The following is a 19,569-nucleotide window of genomic DNA, read 5'->3' on the forward strand; positions in this document are numbered from 1 at the left end:
AAATGATTTTTATAACCCCGGGGTCAGCAAGCGTATCAGCTACCCAATCAACCACTCACCAAATCTTTTGAATTTTGAATTTTTACTTTTGAATTTAATCACTATCTTTGCACCCACAATTAACAAAAGTATTTAACGCTTTAATATTATTCAAGTAATGTATTTAGGTAAAGAGTCAAAGGCAGAGATCTTTGCAAAACACGGTAAGAGTGCTACAGACACTGGTTCAACCGAAGGTCAGGTAGCATTATTCACACACCGCATCGCGCACTTAACTGGTCACCTTAAGAAAAACAAACACGATTTTTCTACCCAGTTATCACTGCAAAAATTAGTAGGTAAACGCCGCGGTTTGTTAGCGTACCTGTACAAAAAAGACATTGAAAGATATCGTGCTATCATCAAAGCTTTACAGCTAAGGGATATCATTAAATAATTCTCATACTTTTTATTGAAAAGCCATCCCGATTTTGTGGATGGCTTTTTTACTTTTGAAAAAATTATACACACACACATAAAAACCGGTGCGCTCCGAAAGATGAAAAGTGCACCACAACAAAAAGAAGATGAGTTTAAACGTAATTAAAAAAGTTATTGATTTAGGTGACGGCCGCACCATTGAGATCGAAACAGGTAAACTGGCCAAACAGGCAGATGGCTCTGTAGTTATTAAAATGGGTGATACCATGTTATTGGCTACCGTAGTATCGTCACCAGAGGCGAAAGAGGGAGTTGACTTTTTACCCCTTTCTGTTGATTACCAGGAAAAATACGCTGCTACCGGCCGTATCCCGGGTGGCTTTTTACGCCGCGAGGCACGTTTGTCAGACTATGAGGTTTTAATCTCGCGTTTGGTTGACCGCGCATTACGCCCGTTATTTCCTTCAGATTATCACGCTGATACACAGGTGATGATCTCTTTAATTTCGGCCGATAAAGATATTATGCCCGATTGCCTTGCCGGTTTGGCAGCATCAGCAGCATTATCTGTATCAAACATTCCTTTTAATGGCCCTATTTCTGAAGTTCGTGTTGCTAAAATTGATGGTCAGTTGGTAATTAACCCAACTTTAAGCCAGCTTGAGCGTGCTACTTTAGAATTTATTGTTGCAGGTAGTGAGCATGACATCAACATGGTTGAAGGAGAATCGAAAGAGATCCAGGAAGCCGAATTGGTTGAAGCTATTAAATTTGCGCATACGGCTATTAAAATTCAATGTTTAGCTCAAAAAGAGTTGACTATTGAAGTTGGTAAAACCGAAAAACGTGTTTACAACCATGAGCACAGCAACGAGGATTTGAAAAAAGCCATCTACGCTGCTACTTATGAGCAGGTTTACGCTATCGCGTCTTCTGCATCTGCAAAAGACGAGCGCTCGGCAAAATTCAAAGAAGTTCGTGATGCTTATATCGCTACTTTAGGCGAAATTGATGATATCACTAAAGGGCTTGCAAAAAAATATTATCATGATGTAGAGTATGATGCTATCCGTAACCTTGTATTAGATGAAGGYAAACGTTTAGATGGCCGTACAACTACCCAGATTCGCCCAATATGGAGCGAAGTTGGTTATTTACCATCTGCTCATGGTTCTGCGGTATTTACCCGTGGCGAAACCCAGGCATTAACCACCGTTACTTTAGGTGCTAAGGATGATGAGCAAATGATTGATGGTGCGTTCATCAACGGTTACCAAAAATTCTTGTTGCACTACAATTTCCCTGGTTTTTCAACCGGCGAAGTTCGTCCGAACAGGGGTGCTGGTCGCCGCGAAATTGGTCACGGTAACCTGGCTATGCGTTCATTAAAACAAGTATTGCCATCTGAGGACGAGAATCCATACACCATCCGTATCGTTTCTGATATTTTAGAATCTAACGGTTCATCGTCAATGGCTACGGTTTGTGCCGGTACATTGGCTTTGATGGATGCTGGTATCAAAATCAAATCGCCGGTATCTGGTATCGCGATGGGATTGATCACCAACGAAATGGGTACTAAATATGCTATTTTATCTGACATCCTGGGCGACGAAGATCATTTAGGTGATATGGACTTTAAAGTAACCGGTACTGTTAATGGTATTGTTGCTGTACAAATGGACTTGAAAATTAATGGCCTATCGTACGAAGTGTTAACCAACGCTTTAAACCAGGCTAAAGATGGTCGTTTACATATCCTTGGCGAGATGGCTAAAACCATTACAGCCCCTCGTGTTGATCTGAAACCACACGCACCGCGTATTGTTACCATTAAAATTGATAAAGAATTTATTGGTGCAGTTATCGGGCCCGGTGGTAAAATCATCCAGGAAATGCAACGCGAAACCGGTGCAACTATTTCTATCGAAGAAAAAGACAACCAGGGTATCGTTCAGATTTTTGCCGACAACAAAGCGTCTATCGACCAGGCTCTATCGCGCATCCGCAACATTGCTTCTAAACCAGAAGTTGGCGAGATATACGAAGGTAAAGTGAAATCAATTATGCCGTTTGGTGCATTTGTTGAGATTATGCCAGGTAAAGATGGCCTGTTACACATCTCTGAAATTGACCACCGCAGGATCGAAAAAATGGACGGTATATTTGAGGTTGGCGACGAGGTAAGGGTTAAACTGCTTGATGTAGATAAACAAGGTAAACTTAAGTTATCGCGCAAAGCGTTATTACCGAGGCCGGAAGCCCCAAAATCAGAAAAATAACTGTAAATATCACATATGCAAAACCCTCTTTATGAGGGTTTTGCTATTTTATTTGGTTTTTTTATACTTTTTTTGAGAAAAATTAAAACAAAAGTTGGATGTTTAAACTTTGTATTAGTTAATAGATAGTTGAATAAGCCATAAAATCCGATCCTGCTTGTAAAAACGATGACCCCTGCTACAAACGATCCTTTAGATTTTCTTAACAGTAATCCGCAGGGAATGCAACCGGCTACGCAAACCGATTTGGTTCAGTTGTTGCTCTATGAGATCATCCGGGTTAAAGAATTAATATTGTATTATGACTCCATTCCCAATGGAGGAGGGCAACTTGGTTCATCAATTTTGAATGAACTGGTATCAGAGGCCTATCAATCGCTTGTAAACTACGATACGGTACTGATGAAAAAGTACTATGATTTGTTGCTGAACTGCGATTAAGCTGGATATGTGCAGATATGCAGATTTTAGATGTGCAGATGTTTACTCCGTTTTTTTTAAGATAAAACTTTACAAATAATTGCCGGTTGCAATGTTGGGGATTTATATATTTGCACATGAACCATCTGATAGCGCCATCTATTTTAGCAGCCGACTTTGCCAACCTGCAACGCGATATTGAAATGATCAATAACAGCGAAGCTGATTGGGTGCATGTTGATATTATGGATGGTATGTTTGTGCCAAATATCTCTTTTGGCTTCCCGGTTGTTGCTGCCACAAAAAGGCATGCCACCAAACCGCTGGATGTTCACCTGATGATTGTTGATCCTGATAGGTACCTCAAGGCGTTTAAAGATGCCGGTGCCAATGGTATCACTGTTCATTACGAAGCCTGCCCGCATTTGCACCGCACTGTACAAGCTATTAAAGAGCTTGGCTGCAGGGCAGGAGTAGCCCTTAACCCGCATACGCCTGTTGCTTTATTGGAGGATATTATTGCCGACCTTGATATGGTGCTTATCATGTCTGTTAATCCTGGTTTTGGCGGCCAAAAGTTTATTGCCAATACCTACAAAAAACTTAAAGATTTAAAGGCGCTGAGTGAAAAGAAAAATCCGGGCTTATTTATTGAAGTTGATGGCGGCGTAGATCAAAACAATGTTAAAGAATTGTTGCAAGCTGGTGCAAATGTGTTTGTTGCGGGCAGTTCTGTGTTCTCGTCGGCCATACCGGCCGATGCGATATATAACCTCAAACACCCTTAAAAGTTATTACAATTGTAATAATTACTACCAACCTTATAGGATAAATTTGATATTTGCAATCAAAAAGGCTTTTGTTGATTAATTGTATATTTTTTCAAAAAACGTAAATTAATCCTATGAATTTTGTCAAATTGATTAACTTCGGCCCAACTAAATACAAAGTTCCTAATCAAGTATTCAGAACCTACAATTCGTTAATTATATGAAACATAATTTTGGTGCCGGACCAGGCATTTTACCTCAGGAGGTTTTAAAACAAGCTTCCGAGGCGGTTATTGATTTTAATGGTACAGGATTATCATTGCTGGAGATCTCTCACCGGTCGAAAGAATTTGAAGCAGTTTTGAATGAAGCTGTTGCATTGGTAAAAGAATTATTTGCTGTGCCAGAGGGTTATTCGGTGTTGTTTTTACAAGGCGGCGCCAGCACGCAGTTTGCCATGGCCCCTTACAATTTATTGCCATCAACAGGCAAAGCCGCTTACCTGGAAACAGGTGTTTGGGCTAACAAAGCCTTAAAAGAAGCTAGGTTTTTTGGCGAAGTAGAGATTATTGCCTCTTCAAAAGCCGATAATTTTACTTACATCCCTAAAGATTATACCATTCCTGCTGATGCGGCTTACTTCCACATCACTTCAAACAATACCATTTATGGTACACAGTTACAGGAGTTTCCAAAATCACCGGTGCCGGTTGTTTGCGATATGTCGTCAGATATTTTCAGCCGCAAAATTAACGTTGCCGACTTTGGTTTAATTTATGCCGGCGCTCAAAAAAACATGGGCCCTGCAGGTGTTACCTTAGTTATTGTTAAAGACGATATTTTAGGTAAAGTTGACCGTAAAATTCCGGCGATGCTTAATTACCAGGTACAAATTGAAGGCGGATCGATGTACAATACGCCTCCGTGTTTTGCTATTTACGTATCGATGCTTACGCTGCAATGGTTAAAAGCCAAAGGCGGTGTTGAAGTTATTGAGCAGGAAAACATAACCAAAGCCAGGGTATTATATGACGAGATTGAACGTAACCCGTTATTTAAACCTGTTTGCGCTACAGAAGATCGCTCGCACATGAACGTAACCTTTGTAATGGAAAATCCTGAACTGGAAAAACCATTCCTGAAACTATGCGACGAAAGAGGTATAGTAGGCATCAAAGGCCACAGAAGCGTTGGTGGTTTCCGCGCGTCAATTTACAATGCATTGCCAATAACCAGCGTTTACGCCCTGATTGACGCAATGCAGGAGTTTGCTGAAGGAAATAAATAATTTAGTCATCAGTCATTGGTCATTAGTCATTTTGGATGGCGGATAGACCAATGACTAATGACCAATGACTAATGACAAAATAAGATGATCAAAATATTAGCTAATGACGGTATCGACCCAATTGGAAAACAGCTTTTAGAAGAAGCCGGTTTTATTGTTGATACCAATAACATTCCGCAGGATGAATTGCCTGTAAGGTTACAAGAGTACGATGCCATTACTGTACGCAGTGCAACTAAAGTGCGTAAAGCGCTTATTGATGCCTGCCCAAATCTTAAAGTGATTGGTCGTGGTGGCGTTGGTATGGATAACATTGATGTAGAATACGCAAGAGAAAAAGGCCTGAGCGTTTATAATACACCTGCATCTTCTTCACTATCCGTTGCCGAACTTGTTTTTGCCAGTTTATTTGGCGCGGTTAGGTTTTTGCCAGATAGCAACCGCAAAATGCCGGTTGAAGGTGGTACTAAATTTAACGACCTGAAAAAGGCTTACGCAAAAGGTATCGAACTGCGCGGTAAAACTTTAGGTATTGTTGGCTTTGGCCGTATCGGCCGCGAGGTAGCTAAAATAGCTATCGGCGTTGGTATGGAAGTTTTGGCTTACGATTTGTTTCCGTTTAACCCAGAGTTGGATATTGTTTTAGGTGGTGGTACAACTGTTAAGGTAAGTGTAAAAACTTCATCTTTAGAAGAGGTAACTAAAACGGCCGATTTCATTACTTTGCACACGCCATTTATTGACGAGGCTCTGTTTGGCGCCGAGGAATTGGCATTAACCAAAAAAGGTGTTGGCTTTGTAAATATTTCACGCGGTGGTTTAATTGACGAATTGGCTTTAGTTGACGCGTTAAACAGTGGCCAGGTTTCATTTGCAGCCTTAGATGTATTTGATAACGAGCCTACCCCTCGCGAAGAGATCCTGAAACACCCCAAAATTTCTTTAACCCCTCACATTGGCGCAGCCACCAACGAGGCCCAGGAAAGAATAGGTGTGGAGCTTGCGAACCTGATCATAGATCATTTTAAGAAAGCATAAATACTAATTTCACGGATTGAATCGAATTTCACGAATTTGATTCAATTCGAATTTTTAAATAAAGCAAATGGCACGAATTCTTATTATGAGTTTGTGCCATTTGCTTTTGGTCTATTTATCTTTAAATTAAAGAAAGCAGTATTTACACACTAATTAGTTCAATTTGCAAGGTTAGCAAGTGTTTTATTCTTCGGTATAATATTATGGCCGGGATTAACTTAGGGTCTCTTTAACAGGTATGTGATACAAGTCAATACTATTGTACCTAAAACAACATACAAAAAATAAAGAGCAAACTTTCCTGTTTTTCTCCATCGGGTGTATTCAAGGAACTTCCCCTTATTTGTGCTATAAATAATGAGCGTGACTATCAATAGCAATATGAGGCCAGGGATAAAAATCATTGGTAAGGGTTATCTAATTGTGCGTTTAGCTGTTAAATTCAAAATAATAGCCTTGAGTATTTTTCAAAACTCTGTAGGAAGTCTATTGCTTAATCAATCAATTCAACTTATCAATTCTCAAAATTCGTGATAATTCGCTCCAATCCGTGAAATTGGTGTTAAATGAAATTCGTGTCAAATATCATACGTTAGATCCTTTTCCGGTATGGTAACGTTATACCCTTCATCTTCAAGGGAAGCAGCCAGCAGCTTCATGCTTTCTCCCTCGCCATGTACCAGGAATACGTTCTTTAGCTTGGTTTTATCCTGCTGTTTCACATTATCTAAAAGGTCCTGGTGGTCGCCGTGGGCACTTAGTACATCGGTTTGTTTAATAGTGGCGTAAACGGCTAATTCACGGTCTTTGATGTGAACAATAGGATCGCCCCGCAGCAAACGGTGCCCCAGGGTACCCTTGGCGCAATAGCCAATAAACAGGATAGTGCAGTAGTAATTTTGAATATTGTAAAACAAGTGGTCCTGGATGCGGCCGCCCTCCAGCATTCCTGCCGACGAGATGATGATGCAAGGCTCCCAGTAATTAGAGATTTGGCGACTATCCTTCAGGGTTTCTACATAGGTAAGGTTATCAAATTCAAACTCATCGCCCTTATCTTTATAAAAATCCCGGGCCTCCTGGTTTACCAGGCTATGGTATTTGCGGAAGATGCCGGTTGCCATGGTAGCCATCGGGCTATCAACAAAAACCTTTACAGCTGGCAATAATCCTTCAGTGAAAATCTTATTTAATGAATATACCAACGATTGGGTGCGCCCAATACTAAAAGCCGGGATAATCAAACGGCCTTGTTCTTTAATGCATGCCTTTTCAATAACTTCAACAAGGGTTTCTTCTACCGATTTTCCTTTGGTGTGATAACGGCCGCCGTAAGTTGATTCTGATACCAGGAAATCAACAGGAGGCAATTCCTGCGGATCATTTAATACCGGGTAATTTTTTCGGCCGATATCGCCGGTAAAGGCGATTGATTTTTCTTCGCCGTTTTCGGTTACTTTTAAAACAGCTGATGCCGCACCTAATAAGTGTCCAACCGGGATAAAAGTTAGCTCGATATCGCCGTTAATTTTGAATGGACGGTTAAAGCCAATGGTAACAAAACGTTCCACCGTATCCATCACGTGTTTTTGCAAATAAAGCGGCTGTGGGCCGCCGCCCGAATTGAATTTGCCTTTACCGCGTTTGCGGTTACCCTTGCCTGCCTTATTCATGAAAATGCTTACAGAATCAAGCAATAATAGCTCCGTCAAATCGGCAGTAGGGGGAGTGCATAAGATCTGGCCGTTAAAGCCAAGCCTTACCAGTGTAGGTAAATTACCAGAGTGATCGATATGGGCATGTGTAAGTATTACCACGTCAATCTCTTCCGGCCGGAAAGGAAAGTTTTCATTTGATTGTATGCTGCGGTCCTTCTCATAATCTAACCCGCAATCCACTAATATTTTGTATTGGCCTACCTGCAGCAAATGCATGCTGCCGGTTACCTGTCGGGCCGCCCCGTGTATGGTTAATTTCATTTGTTACGTTGAACGTTGTACGTATTACGTTATACGTTTATTTGCTGAGTAATGGCCGTTTCGCCACACATCTTAAGTTGTGAATATAATAGTTTATGCAGTGTTTTTCCAAACGTATAACGTAAAACGTTCAACGTCTCATCTAACTGGTTTGTGTTTCAAACTGCAGCTGACTTAAATAACGGTAAAGCCCTTGCTCGTTGCCGATGAGTTCCTGGTGACTGCCACTTTCGATGATCTCGCCTTTTTCCAGAACGATGATCTTATCAGCCTCGCGGATGGTTGATAAACGGTGGGCGATAATGATAGATGTGCGGTCTTTCATCAACTCTTCCAAAGCTTCCTGTACCAGGCGTTCCGATTCAGAATCTAAGGATGACGTGGCCTCATCCAATATCAATATGGATGGATTTTTAAGCAATGCCCTTGCTATAGCAATGCGCTGGCGCTGCCCGCCCGATAGCTTTACCCCACGCTCGCCAACAATGGTTTCATAACCCTCGGGGAACGATAGTATAAACTGGTGTGCGTTTGCCCGTTTGGCAGCTTGTATAATATCTTCTTTTGATGCGTTCAAACGGCCGTAAGCAATGTTCTCTAATATCGATCCGCCAAAAAGCAATACATCCTGTGGCACTATGGCCACCTGGTTGCGGATATCGGTTATTGAGTATTCATCAGCCGCGCGGCCATCAAATAAAATAGTACCGTTTTGCGGGTGATAAAATTGTAATATAAGCGACGCCATGGTAGATTTACCCGAACCGCTTGGTCCAACAATGGCTACTTTTTGGCCTGCTGCGGCATTAAAAGAAATGCCTTTCAGGATAGTTAACTCCGACCGGGATGGGTAGGCAAATACCACATTCTCGAATGACAAGTCGCCTTTAATAGGCTGGTCTATTTTGTTATTGCTTTCTACCATCGAGATGTCTTCGCCCTTTTCGGCCAGTATCTCCAACACACGCTCGCTTGCCCCAACTGCTTTTTGCAGGTTGGCGTACAAGTCTGGGAAACTGCCCATAGCGGCGCCTACAAATATGGAGTACATGATAAAGGTGGTCAAATCGCCTACATAAATTTCTTTGTGACTTACCAAAACTGATCCATACCATATTACGCCCACAAATGTCCCAAATAAGCAGAACACGATGAACGAAGCAAAAATCCCGCGAAATTTGGCCCCTTTAACGGCGATATCAACTACGTTGCGTAATATTTTATCGTACCGGGTAGCCTCGTAAGCCTCGTTTACAAATGCCTTTACATTGGCAATGCCTTGCAGGGTTTCTTCAACAATTGTATTTGACTCTGCTAATTTATCCTGTGCCTGGCGTGAAAGTTTGCGAATAAACTTGCCAAAAAAAACGGCAAAAGCTACCAAAAAAGGCAAAACCGCCAACACTGCAAGAGTTAGCTTTAGGGATACAATGGCCAGAAATGTAACACCACCAACCATGATCACAACCTGCCTCACAATTTCTGCAACTGTAGTAGTTAATGTGTCCTGAATTTGAGAGAGATCAGCAGATATGCGGCTGTTCAATTCACCAACCCGACGGTTGGCAAAAAAGTTCATGGGTAGCGTTATAAGTTTAAAATACGTATCCTTCCTAATATCGGCTAATGATTTTTCGGCCACCTGAACAAACCAAACCACTCTGAAAAATGATATAAAGGCCTGTCCAAATAGCAATACAAACCCAAAAATAGCTATGTAATTTAAGCTATGTGGTAAAAACGAATATTTGTATTTACCCTGCGCTGCATCTATTAAAGCACCCAAGATAGCGGGGAATGCCAAACCAACCAGGCTTGATATGAATAGAAATAACATTCCTGCCGCAAATTTTCCCCGGTATGGTTTAATGTAAGTGAGCAGTTTACGGATATTCTGGATGCTCTGCCTGTTAATTTTTGCTTTGGGTAGTTCGGCTTCTGCTTTAGCGCCACTGTTCAGTCTTCCTCGTGCCATTTATAGTTTTAAGTAGTTACGGGCGCGAAATTACGCCTTCCCTTTGTTTTTTTGGTAAAGCAAATACAAAATTGACGCAAGCATGAGCACAATAACCGTAATATAGATGGGAGTTGAACTATTTGTCTGCACCTTGTTTTCGGCAACCTCAGTTTTTAACTGGGCGTTCTGCTGCCTTAATTTGCTTATTGTAAGCAAAAAATTGTGGTTTATGGTCTCGGCCTCTTTGCTGTGGCTTTGAATTAGCCTTTGTTGGAAGGCGCTATATTCAAATAGTATTTTTAATTCTTTAAATATCGCATCATCTGTACGGGCAATGTCCATCAGTATGCTGTTTGATCTGCGGATGTCATCTTTGGTTTGCAAACCGAAAATGCCGGTATGCTGGCTTAAGCTTTGGCTGTATTGGCCAAATTTGGCTTTGCGGGCGGCCAGCATGGTATTTATCTTTTTGCGCTGAAGCTGATAAGCAACAGAATCGGAGTTAGCCTGCGATTGCGCAAGCACGCCGCCTATACCAAAAAAATACAACAAGCCAAACAGTAGCAGTTTTTTCATATCCTAAATTTACTGAAATTCGATGATAACCTTATCATTAAGGTTTAAGCCCAGCAGGCCGCTGGCATTGCCTTTATTGATGGCAATTTCCAAATGGTCGCTTATGCCAAACAGGCAAAGTTTTTCGCCAACGGGTACCTCGTTATAATGCCAGCTCAGGTGATTGATGGTTTCGTTACGTTTAAAATTAAGTACAAACTTACGGCCCTGCTGCACGCCGTTAAAAAACTCCTTGGTAATATTGGTTATCACATTTTGAAACGAATCGATATAGATGACTACCCCCTTGATCAGGTTTTTTTCAATAACAGGCTGCAGGTTCATTTTGTTTTCGATTTCATGCACAGGCAGGCCAATTTCGCTCAGTTTGCCCCCTTTGGCCAGGTGACAGGCGGCCTTAACAAAAATATCTGCAAGCGGAAAATGCAGGAACTTTAAATCCTGCATAATGTTTATCTCCACAATTTCCTCAGGGTCGGTATCAAACATCAGTGAAAAAATTCCATTATCGGCACCCACAAAATAATGTTTTTTGTACCTTACCGCCAGGTACTTGGTATGGTCGCTGTAAACGGTATCAATACCTATAAGGTGTACGGTATCTTCGGGGAAGTAATAAAAACTGTTTTTTAATATAAAAGCGGCCTGTTGCACGTTAAAGGCCGCCACACTGTTGGTAATATCAACAATATTAACTGTTGGCAACGATTTATAGATGCTGCCTTTTAAAGCAGCCTGGTAAATGTCCTTATCGCCCAAATCAGTAGTTAATGTTATTATTGCCATTAATTTTATAAATATTTATTGCTAATCTTGTAATAGCATTTGAAGCTACAAATATTCAATTTTTAATTCATAAAAATCCGTAACTAAAAAATCAATTAGTATTGAACGAACTTAAGCTATCAATTGAAAACGTAAATCCAGCCGTATTGTGGGGGCCAAATAATGATCATTTTGAGATCATTAAGAAACAATATCCCAAGCTTAAAATTGTTGCACGAGGCAGCGAAGTAAAAGTTTTGGGTGATGATCACGAACTGAATGTTTTCCAGGAAAAATTCTCGCATCTGCTTGCTCATGTTGAAAAATTCGAGAACCTGAACATTACCGATCTTGAACGTATTTTAGGATCAAAAGTATCTTCAAATTCATCGTCTGAGCCCGTAACTGATAAGTTTGCCAGTGGCGAAGTTATCGTTTTTGGTCCGAATGGTGTAATGGTGAAAGCCCGAACCGCCAACCAGCGTAAAATGGTTGATAGCATAAACCAAAGCGATATTTTATTTGCTATTGGCCCTGCTGGTACCGGTAAAACTTATACCGCGGTTGCATTGGCAGTACGTGCGTTAAAGAACAAAGAAATTAAACGCATTATTTTAACCCGCCCGGCGGTTGAAGCAGGGGAGAACCTTGGCTTTTTGCCCGGCGATTTAAAAGAAAAGATTGACCCGTATCTGAGGCCATTGTACGATGCGCTTGATGATATGATCCCGGCAGAGAAATTGAAATTTTACCTGGAGAACCGTACCATCGAGATTGCACCACTGGCATTTATGCGTGGCCGTACCCTGGATAATTGCTTTGTAATATTGGACGAGGCCCAAAACGCCACCGATATGCAATTAAAAATGTTCCTGACGCGTATGGGGCCATCGGCAAAATTTATTGTTACCGGCGATGTAACCCAGATAGATTTGCCCAAAAAGCAGCAATCGGGCCTGCACACCGCCCTGCGGATATTAACAGATATAAAAGGAATAGAAATAGTATACCTAAGCGGCGAAGACGTTGTTCGCCATAAACTGGTACGCAAGATTTTGGCAGCTTATGGGGATATACAGTAAGAAGGTAGTATCAAGTAGTTGATTTCAGTATCAAGTAGTTAGTATCAAGTATCAAGATTTTTAATTGCAAGAGTTAATACTTGCTACTTGATACTAACTACTTGCTACTGGTCTTGCTACTTGATACTTACTACTTGATACTAAAATTATGAACGCAATAAAAGAAACACATTTTAACTTTCCGGGCCAGACAGGCTTTTATAAAGGGAAAGTACGCGATGTATATACGATAGAAAATAAGTACTTAGCCATGGTAGTGTCCGACAGGATCTCGGCCTTTGATGTGGTACTACCCGAGGCTATCCCTTACAAGGGGCAGGTGCTTAACCAGATAGCCGCACGTTTTTTAAAGGCTACCAGCGATATTGTACCCAACTGGGTAATATCCGTGCCCGATCCAAGTGTTACCATTGGTCGCATTTGTGAGCCCTTTAAGGTGGAGATGGTGATACGGGGATATCTGGCAGGCCATGCTGCACGTGAATACGCGGCCGGCCGAAGGCTGGTTTGCGGCGAAGCGCTGCCCGAAGGCTTGAAAGAAAACGATATCCTGCCCGAGCCAATAATTACGCCTACTACCAAAGCATCGGTAGGGCATGATGAAGATATTTCAAAAGCGAATATCCTGGCGAAGGGTATTGTATCTGCCGAAGATTATGCCCAATTGGAGGCATATACTAAAGCTCTGTTTGCACGGGGTACCGAAATTGCCGCTAAGCAAGGCTTAATATTGGTTGATACCAAATATGAATTTGGTAAGGTAGATGGCGTTATTTATTTAATAGATGAAATTCATACCCCCGATTCGTCAAGGTATTTTTATAAGGAAGGGTATGAGGATCGCCAGCAAAAAGGTGAGCCGCAAAAACAACTTTCAAAAGAGTTTGTACGCAAATGGCTGATTGAAAACGGTTTCCAGGGTAAAGAAGGACAAGTTGTTCCTGTAATGACAGAAGAAATTGTTGCGTCGATATCTGAACGGTATATCGAACTTTATGAAAAGATCATAGGTGAAACGTTTGTAAAATCGGATACAGAAAGTGTGTTGAACAGGGTTGAAACCGCTATAAAGAATGCGCTTAGCATTATGTAATTTTTAATTACACATAAATTAATCATATCTTAGCTTATTAATTTTTATAAGAATGAAATTTGCTGTCGATAAACACGAGAAATACATTTTAGTGAAGCTTAACGAATCAAAATTGAATTCGTTAGTAACGCCTCAATTAAAATCTGAACTGATATTGATCAATACGGAAGGACAAAGAAACATCATTCTTGACCTTTCACAAGTGAAATTTGCCGATTCATCCGGCTTAAGCAGCTTGTTGGTTGGTCACCGTTTGTGCAAAAACGCATCTGGCGTATTTATATTGTGCGGATTAAACGATGCCGTGGCGCGTTTAATCACAATCTCGCAACTGGATAACGTACTTACAGTTGTACCTACCGCCGAAGAAGGTGTCGATCTTATTTTTATGGAAGAGATTGAGAAAGAATTGAAAAAAGAATCAAGATAATCCTTACATTGTTATCCCATTATGAAATTTGAGGTAACAATACTTGGAAGCAGTTCCGCAACACCCATTTTTAACAGAAATCCTACAGCACAAGTGCTCAATATCAACGAGCACTTGTACTTAATTGACTGCGGCGAAGGCACCCAGCAGCAAATGCTGCGTTTTGACATTAAAGCCAGCCGGATAGATTATATCTTTATCAGCCATCTACATGGCGACCATTACCTTGGCCTGGTAGGCCTGCTATCGTCAATGCACCTTAACGGGCGTAAAAAAACGTTGTATCTTTTTGGGCCGCCACATTTAATGGAGATCATTGATCTGCAGTTAAAGTATTCAGAAACTACCCTGCACTTCCCATTAGAGTTTAAGCAGACGCACACCCAGCACCCCGAAGTAATTGTAAACAACAACGATATTATTGTTGAAACAATCCCCCTTAACCACAGGATTGATACTACCGGGTTTATCTTCCGCGAAAAAAAGCGCCTGCGTAAATTACGCAAGGAAGTGATAGAACAACTGCAAATCCCGGTGCCTTACTTTACCGCGTTAAAAAAAGGAGCCGATTATACCGCACCAAACGGGCAGGTTTACAAAAATGATGATTTGACTATCGATTCGGATCAGCCCAAATCATATGCCTACTGCTCTGATACGCTTTACGGTGAGCAGTATTTTGAACAAATAGCCAATGCTACGCTGCTTTATCACGAAGCCACATTTTTAAATGAAATGCTGGATAGGGCTAACGATACCTTTCATACAACGGCACTGCAGGCCGGCGATGTAGCGCTAAAAACAAACGCGAAAAGATTACTGATTGGTCACTTCTCCGCCCGTTATAAAACCCTGACTGAATTGCTGGATGAAGCTAAAAGTGTATTCCCGGCAACCGAACTGGCTGTTGAGGGCAGAACGTTTTATATTGAATAACGCTTGAAGATGTGCAGATTTTAAATGTGCAGATTTCAGATGTTTGATAATTCAAAATTTAGGATCAAAGTATTGAGAAATGCAAAAAGCCGGTGACTATAACTGATCACCGGCTTTTTTGCACTTGTCTTGATTCTTGACTCTTAATTCTTGACTCTATTTTCAGTCTTTTTTACCGCCAAAAACTGAGAAGCTTACATAGCGTTTAGGATGCGCTTTTAAATCGAGCAACAGGTTGTTGAGGCTGTTGGTGGCTGCATCCATGTTTTTGTATACTTTATCATCATTCATTAACAGGCCTAAAGTTCCTTTGGTGGAGTTGATATTGGCAATGGTAGCCTGTAAATCGGCCATGGCTTTGTTGGCATTATCCAACGTGTTTTTAATGTTTGACTGTGCTATATCGTTACTTATTTTTTCAAAATTAACAGACATTCCGTTAATGTGACCTGTACTGGTTTTTAAGTTAGCTGATACCACTTCAGCATTTGATAGTATCACGTCGATATGCTTGGTTTGGGTGCCCACAAGATTGTCTATCTTTTTGGTAACGCCCTCCAGTGTTTGCAACGAATTGGCGATGCTCATAAAACTACGGTCAACATTCTTCTGAAAGTTTGGGTTCAGGATCTTGTTAATGGCAGCTAATGACGAATCGAGTTTGCTAATCAGCATTTCTGCTTTCTTTTGTATAGGTTGCAGGCTTTCGGCCAGGCTTCCCTGGATATCGGCCTTCAAAGTATCTTTGTTTTCGGCAAGTATTTTACTGTTGCCCAGTTCAAAAACAATGGCTTTGCTGCCTAAAAGATCGGTACTTTCCAGTTTGGCCAGGGTGTTATTAGGTACATCGTACTTCTCTTCAATCTTAAATTCAACTATAGTCCGGCCATCCGGCTGAAGCTCCATTTTAGATATACGGCCAATCTGGAAACCATTTACCAGCACGGGTTTTGATACCCCCAATCCTTCAACGCTATTATAAACGGCGTAAAACTTATTTGATCCCGAAAATACATCGTTACCTTTTAAAAAGCTGTATCCTAAAACAAGTATGGTGATTGCAATTACTGTAAGGGCGCCTATTTTTGTTTCGTTTGAAATTTTCATTCAGTAGTGTGATTATGTTTAAATGTTTTTTTGCAGGCAATGCCGGCGGCACAGGTGATGTTATATGCAATATACGTTTGAAAGATCGATTAAGTTTTGGCAGTAAACGTGAAGAATGTCATTTTATTACTTGTTTGTTACTGCGATACGTGTTCAACCTCGTTTTTGTAATTTAATAGCGCGCGCACTATTGAACTTACAATTTCGTTTTGCCCGTCTTCCGAGTTCAGGTAAGCTTCATCCGTTGGATTATTTATATAACCGGTTTCAACCAAAACAGAAGGCATTGCTGTGTGGCATAGTACGTAAATACCCTGTTCCCGTAAACCCTCACTTGTCCGCCCGTCGGTTTCAGTAAATTCATTGTTAATTAATGTAGCCAGCTTAATGCTCTGTTGTCTGAATTTTCTTTTATACTCGTTGGTTAAAATAATAGTAATCGGGTCATCCGGGTCTAAGCCCGCGTCCATTCCAGAATCTTCTTCAACCTGGTTGTGTACTATGGTTCGTTCCTCTTCTTTTGACCGGTGCAGCCCGTAAACCAATAATAATACACCCTTGCCAGATCGGTCTGGTACGGTTACCGTACGATAAACCGGCTTGTGGCGTTTTGTGCCCACCTGCTCCCGCACGTGTCTGTCAGATAGTGAGTTGCAGTGGATGGATACAAAAACATTGCCTTTGTTTTCGTTGGCTATTTCGGCACGGCGTTCAAAGGATACATCATCCTCTGTCGACCGGGTTAAAACAGCCTTTACTCCGGCCATATCTTTTTCTATAGCAGCCTGCAATTTTAAAGCAATGGCAAGCGTTACATTTCTTTCTGAAGAAAAACTTCCTGATGCACCATGCGAAAAATGCCCCGTCCCGGTGGGCTTACCGCCATGACCTGCGTCAACGATAATAGTTTTTATTTTGAAACCCGAATTAACAACCGTATCTGTTTTGATTAGGCCGTAAGAAATAAGTGGGAACGATGAAAGGAGTACCAACAATACCGATAAACTATAAATCAATCTTTTCAATGCCCTATTTTTCATTATTTTTGAACGCTGTTAACTATATCTGCAAAAATACTATTCATAATCAATTTTGAAATTCATAACTCTTTTTTTTCTGCTTGCAATTATTTTAACGGTAAATGTACTGGTTGCCGAAAGCAAAGGTACATATAACAGGCATAGCCRCAAGGCCGTCGCAGATACGATCATTAAACTCGACACCACTAAGGCAAGAGACAGGAAACTTCTTAAAGTTAAGAAATCTAAGCAAAATAAGCCAAATCTAAATGCAGATGGGCAGGGTGTAAACAGTACTTATAATATTACCCCCGCTGTAGATACTGTTGTTAAGGCAGATACCAATAAAAATAAAAACATCCAGGCTAAGCCAACCATCCCTGGGAAACCCCAAACCAAGTTGCCCGAAACGGATACGACAAAAAAGAAAGATGGAATTCAATCTGAAGTTAAAGCCGTGGCCGAGGACTCGACCGTTGTTGATAATGAGCATAACATTTTATACCTGTATGGGCGCGCCAGGGTAACTTATGAAGATTTTGAGTTGGATGCCGATTATATCCGGGTCGACCAGAAAAATCACCTCATATTTGCCAGCGGTAGCATCGACCCGCGTACCAAACGTTACATCGGGAGGCCTTTGTCAAAGTCAAAAAACGAAAAACCGATAGCATCCGACTCGTTGCTGTTTAATTATACTACCAAAAAAGGAAAGCTTTATAACCCGGCATCTGAGCAGGAAGGCAATTTTATATCGGGCGGCCAGGCAAAAAAACTTAACGAAACAGAAGTGGCTTACCGCAACGTAATTTTTAGCACCTGCGATTTGCCTTATCCCGATACACACTTCGGTATAGTAATTACCAAAGGTATCGGCGAAAAAAACAGGATCATATCTGGCCCGGCTTATCTCGAAATTGAAGGGGTGCCACTACCGCTTGCTATTCCGTTCGGCTTTTTTCCCAAGCCCGATTCACGAACATCCGGGGTTATCCTGCCAACTTTTGGCGAGGATGCAAAACTGGGCTTTAAATTAGCCGGTTTTGGTTATTACCTGGGGTTGAGTGATTATATGGATTTAACCACTACGGGTACTATTTACTCCAAAGGATCATATGAGGTAAACTCCACAGCACGTTACCTTGTGCGTTATAAGTATACAGGTAACTTGTCCTTAAGTTACGGATCGCATAATTACGGTTTGCCGGGCGATCCTGCAGTAAAAGATATACATATCGACTGGACACACTCACAGGACCCGAGCGCAAATCCAGGATCAACATTTAGTGCGTCGGTAAATGCCGGTACCTCGGGTTATTTTTCGCGTAACCCATCAACATCAAATTATAACGTGGTTACCGCGGCGCAGAGTAGTTTACGGTCAAGTATCTCCTATGGTAAAACCTGGGCCGGTACGCCATTTAATTTAAGTGTGGGTATTGGCCACAGCCAGGATATAGCCAATAAAACAATTACCATAGAGTTGCCAACCATTGCTTTTGGTATGTCGTCAATTAATCCTTTTGATTCAAAAGACAGGGTTGGCGAGCAAAAATGGTATCAAAAAATAACGGTGAGTTATAACCTGAATGCTACCAATAAGGTAAACAGCATTCCCGAATCTGAACTTTTTAAAAGTACGATTACCCGCCGCCTTCAAAATGGTTTTCAACACCAGATACCGGTAAGTTTGGGTTTAAATGTGCTCAAGTACTTTCAGTTTAATAGCAGCGTGAATTATACCGAGCGTTGGTATTTTCAATCGGTAAACAAACATTTTGAGCGCGGAAGTATCAGCAGTTCCGATCAATTATTGGTTGATACTTTACAAGGCTTTAAACGTGCCGGCAATTATAGTTTAAGCACGGGCCTGTCAACCAAATTATACGGTACGTTAAACTTTAAAGGCAATTTGAAAGCTATAAGGCACGTAATGACCCCATCTATCGGGTTTGGCTACACGCCTGATTTTAGCGATCCCAGCTACGGATATTATAAAACCGCGGTAAGCCAGGCAAGCGTACCTTATCCTTATACCTACCAGAAGTATTCAATTTTAGAAAACGGGGTATATGGCTATCCGTCGGCAGGTAAGCAGGCAGGTATCAGCTTCGCGCTGGATAATACCATCGAAGCTAAGTTAAAACCCAAAAGTACCGATACATCGGCTACAGAAAGAAAGATCACTTTATTGCAGGGTTTATCGTTTTCGAGCTTCTACAATTTTGCTGCCGACTCCATGAAACTGGCTAATATTCAGTTTTCGGGGCACACTGCTATTTTTAAGCAAAAGGTAAATATCAGTTTCAGCGGCTCGTTTGATCCTTATGTTACCGCTGTGCATGATTCTATCGCCAACAACACTATCGTACGTACCAGCCAGCGGATTAATAAGTTCAGGTGGTCA

The 19,569-nt window shown here is 41.3% G+C and carries 17 protein-coding genes; 11 read left to right on the top strand and 6 right to left on the bottom strand.

What is annotated here, in order from left to right; all coding sequences use genetic code 11:
- The first annotated feature begins 157 nt into the window (after positions 1-157).
- The 6 genes from rpsO (at position 158) to AC1DV1_RS22670 (ending at position 6,218) form a co-directional block, all read left to right on the top strand.
- Positions 158-436 carry a 30S ribosomal protein S15 gene (gene rpsO / locus AC1DV1_RS22645; protein ID WP_477363850.1) on the top strand — a complete coding sequence of 93 codons (279 nt, stop codon included), beginning with the start codon at positions 158-160 and terminating at the stop codon, positions 434-436.
- A 130-nt stretch (positions 437-566) separates the two neighbouring features.
- On the top strand, positions 567-2,702 hold the full coding sequence (gene pnp / locus AC1DV1_RS22650; RefSeq protein ID WP_477363853.1) for a polyribonucleotide nucleotidyltransferase: 2,136 nt from the start codon (positions 567-569) through the stop codon (positions 2,700-2,702).
- A gap of 168 nt (positions 2,703-2,870) precedes the next feature.
- Positions 2,871-3,143 carry a hypothetical protein gene (locus AC1DV1_RS22655; RefSeq protein ID WP_147060658.1) on the top strand — a complete coding sequence of 91 codons (273 nt, stop codon included), beginning with the start codon at positions 2,871-2,873 and terminating at the stop codon, positions 3,141-3,143.
- A gap of 116 nt (positions 3,144-3,259) precedes the next feature.
- On the top strand, positions 3,260-3,910 hold the full coding sequence (gene rpe, locus AC1DV1_RS22660) for a ribulose-phosphate 3-epimerase (protein WP_477363856.1): 651 nt from the start codon (positions 3,260-3,262) through the stop codon (positions 3,908-3,910).
- A 202-nt stretch (positions 3,911-4,112) separates the two neighbouring features.
- Entirely contained in the window at positions 4,113-5,180 is a 1,068-nt protein-coding gene (gene serC / locus AC1DV1_RS22665) for a 3-phosphoserine/phosphohydroxythreonine transaminase (protein ID WP_477363859.1), read from the top strand.
- Positions 5,181-5,264: 84 nt separating this feature from the next.
- Positions 5,265-6,218 (top strand): D-2-hydroxyacid dehydrogenase, encoded by a 954-nt coding sequence (locus tag AC1DV1_RS22670; RefSeq protein ID WP_477363862.1) that lies wholly within the window; start codon positions 5,265-5,267, stop codon positions 6,216-6,218.
- A 578-nt stretch (positions 6,219-6,796) separates the two neighbouring features.
- Here the strand turns inward: AC1DV1_RS22670 and AC1DV1_RS22675 are convergent.
- The 4 genes from AC1DV1_RS22675 to AC1DV1_RS22690 all read right to left on the bottom strand — a co-directional run bounded on the left by AC1DV1_RS22675 (position 6,797) and on the right by AC1DV1_RS22690 (position 11,516).
- Positions 6,797-8,197, bottom strand: coding sequence for an MBL fold metallo-hydrolase (locus AC1DV1_RS22675; protein WP_477363866.1), 1,401 nt, complete (start codon positions 8,195-8,197; stop codon positions 6,797-6,799).
- A gap of 142 nt (positions 8,198-8,339) precedes the next feature.
- Positions 8,340-10,172, bottom strand: coding sequence for an ABC transporter ATP-binding protein (locus tag AC1DV1_RS22680; protein WP_477363869.1), 1,833 nt, complete (start codon positions 10,170-10,172; stop codon positions 8,340-8,342).
- 30 nt (positions 10,173-10,202) lie between these two features.
- Complete coding sequence (locus AC1DV1_RS22685) at positions 10,203-10,730, bottom strand: hypothetical protein (RefSeq protein ID WP_477363872.1); 528 nt, start codon at positions 10,728-10,730, stop codon at positions 10,203-10,205.
- A gap of 9 nt (positions 10,731-10,739) precedes the next feature.
- On the bottom strand, positions 10,740-11,516 hold the full coding sequence (locus AC1DV1_RS22690) for an SAM hydrolase/SAM-dependent halogenase family protein (protein ID WP_477363875.1): 777 nt from the start codon (positions 11,514-11,516) through the stop codon (positions 10,740-10,742).
- Between the two features lie 101 nt (positions 11,517-11,617).
- On the opposite strand from AC1DV1_RS22690, the gene AC1DV1_RS22695 reads away from it, so the two are divergent.
- The 4 genes from AC1DV1_RS22695 to AC1DV1_RS22710 all read left to right on the top strand — a co-directional run bounded on the left by AC1DV1_RS22695 (position 11,618) and on the right by AC1DV1_RS22710 (position 15,036).
- On the top strand, positions 11,618-12,577 hold the full coding sequence (locus AC1DV1_RS22695) for a PhoH family protein (RefSeq protein ID WP_147060646.1): 960 nt from the start codon (positions 11,618-11,620) through the stop codon (positions 12,575-12,577).
- 148 nt (positions 12,578-12,725) lie between these two features.
- Positions 12,726-13,670: a phosphoribosylaminoimidazolesuccinocarboxamide synthase gene (locus tag AC1DV1_RS22700; RefSeq protein WP_477363878.1), complete on the top strand. Its 945-nt coding sequence runs from the start codon at positions 12,726-12,728 to the stop codon at positions 13,668-13,670.
- 52 nt (positions 13,671-13,722) lie between these two features.
- Entirely contained in the window at positions 13,723-14,100 is a 378-nt protein-coding gene (locus AC1DV1_RS22705; protein ID WP_090650699.1) for an STAS domain-containing protein, read from the top strand.
- A gap of 21 nt (positions 14,101-14,121) precedes the next feature.
- Positions 14,122-15,036 (top strand): ribonuclease Z, encoded by a 915-nt coding sequence (locus tag AC1DV1_RS22710; RefSeq protein WP_477363881.1) that lies wholly within the window; start codon positions 14,122-14,124, stop codon positions 15,034-15,036.
- A gap of 162 nt (positions 15,037-15,198) precedes the next feature.
- Here the strand turns inward: AC1DV1_RS22710 and AC1DV1_RS22715 are convergent, their stop codons facing one another.
- Both AC1DV1_RS22715 and AC1DV1_RS22720 read right to left on the bottom strand, forming a co-directional pair.
- The gene (locus AC1DV1_RS22715) at positions 15,199-16,143 is read right to left on the bottom strand and encodes an MlaD family protein (RefSeq protein ID WP_477363884.1); all 945 of its coding nucleotides are present in this window, start codon (positions 16,141-16,143) and stop codon (positions 15,199-15,201) included.
- 137 nt (positions 16,144-16,280) lie between these two features.
- On the bottom strand, positions 16,281-17,183 hold the full coding sequence (locus tag AC1DV1_RS22720) for an N-acetylmuramoyl-L-alanine amidase family protein (RefSeq protein WP_477363887.1): 903 nt from the start codon (positions 17,181-17,183) through the stop codon (positions 16,281-16,283).
- A gap of 52 nt (positions 17,184-17,235) precedes the next feature.
- On the opposite strand from AC1DV1_RS22720, the gene AC1DV1_RS22725 reads away from it, so the two are divergent.
- On the top strand, positions 17,236-19,569 hold a 2,334-nt coding region (locus AC1DV1_RS22725; protein ID WP_477363890.1), incomplete at its 3' end, for a putative LPS assembly protein LptD.

The sequence above is a fragment of the Mucilaginibacter sp. P4_D1 genome, from assembly GCF_056401935.1.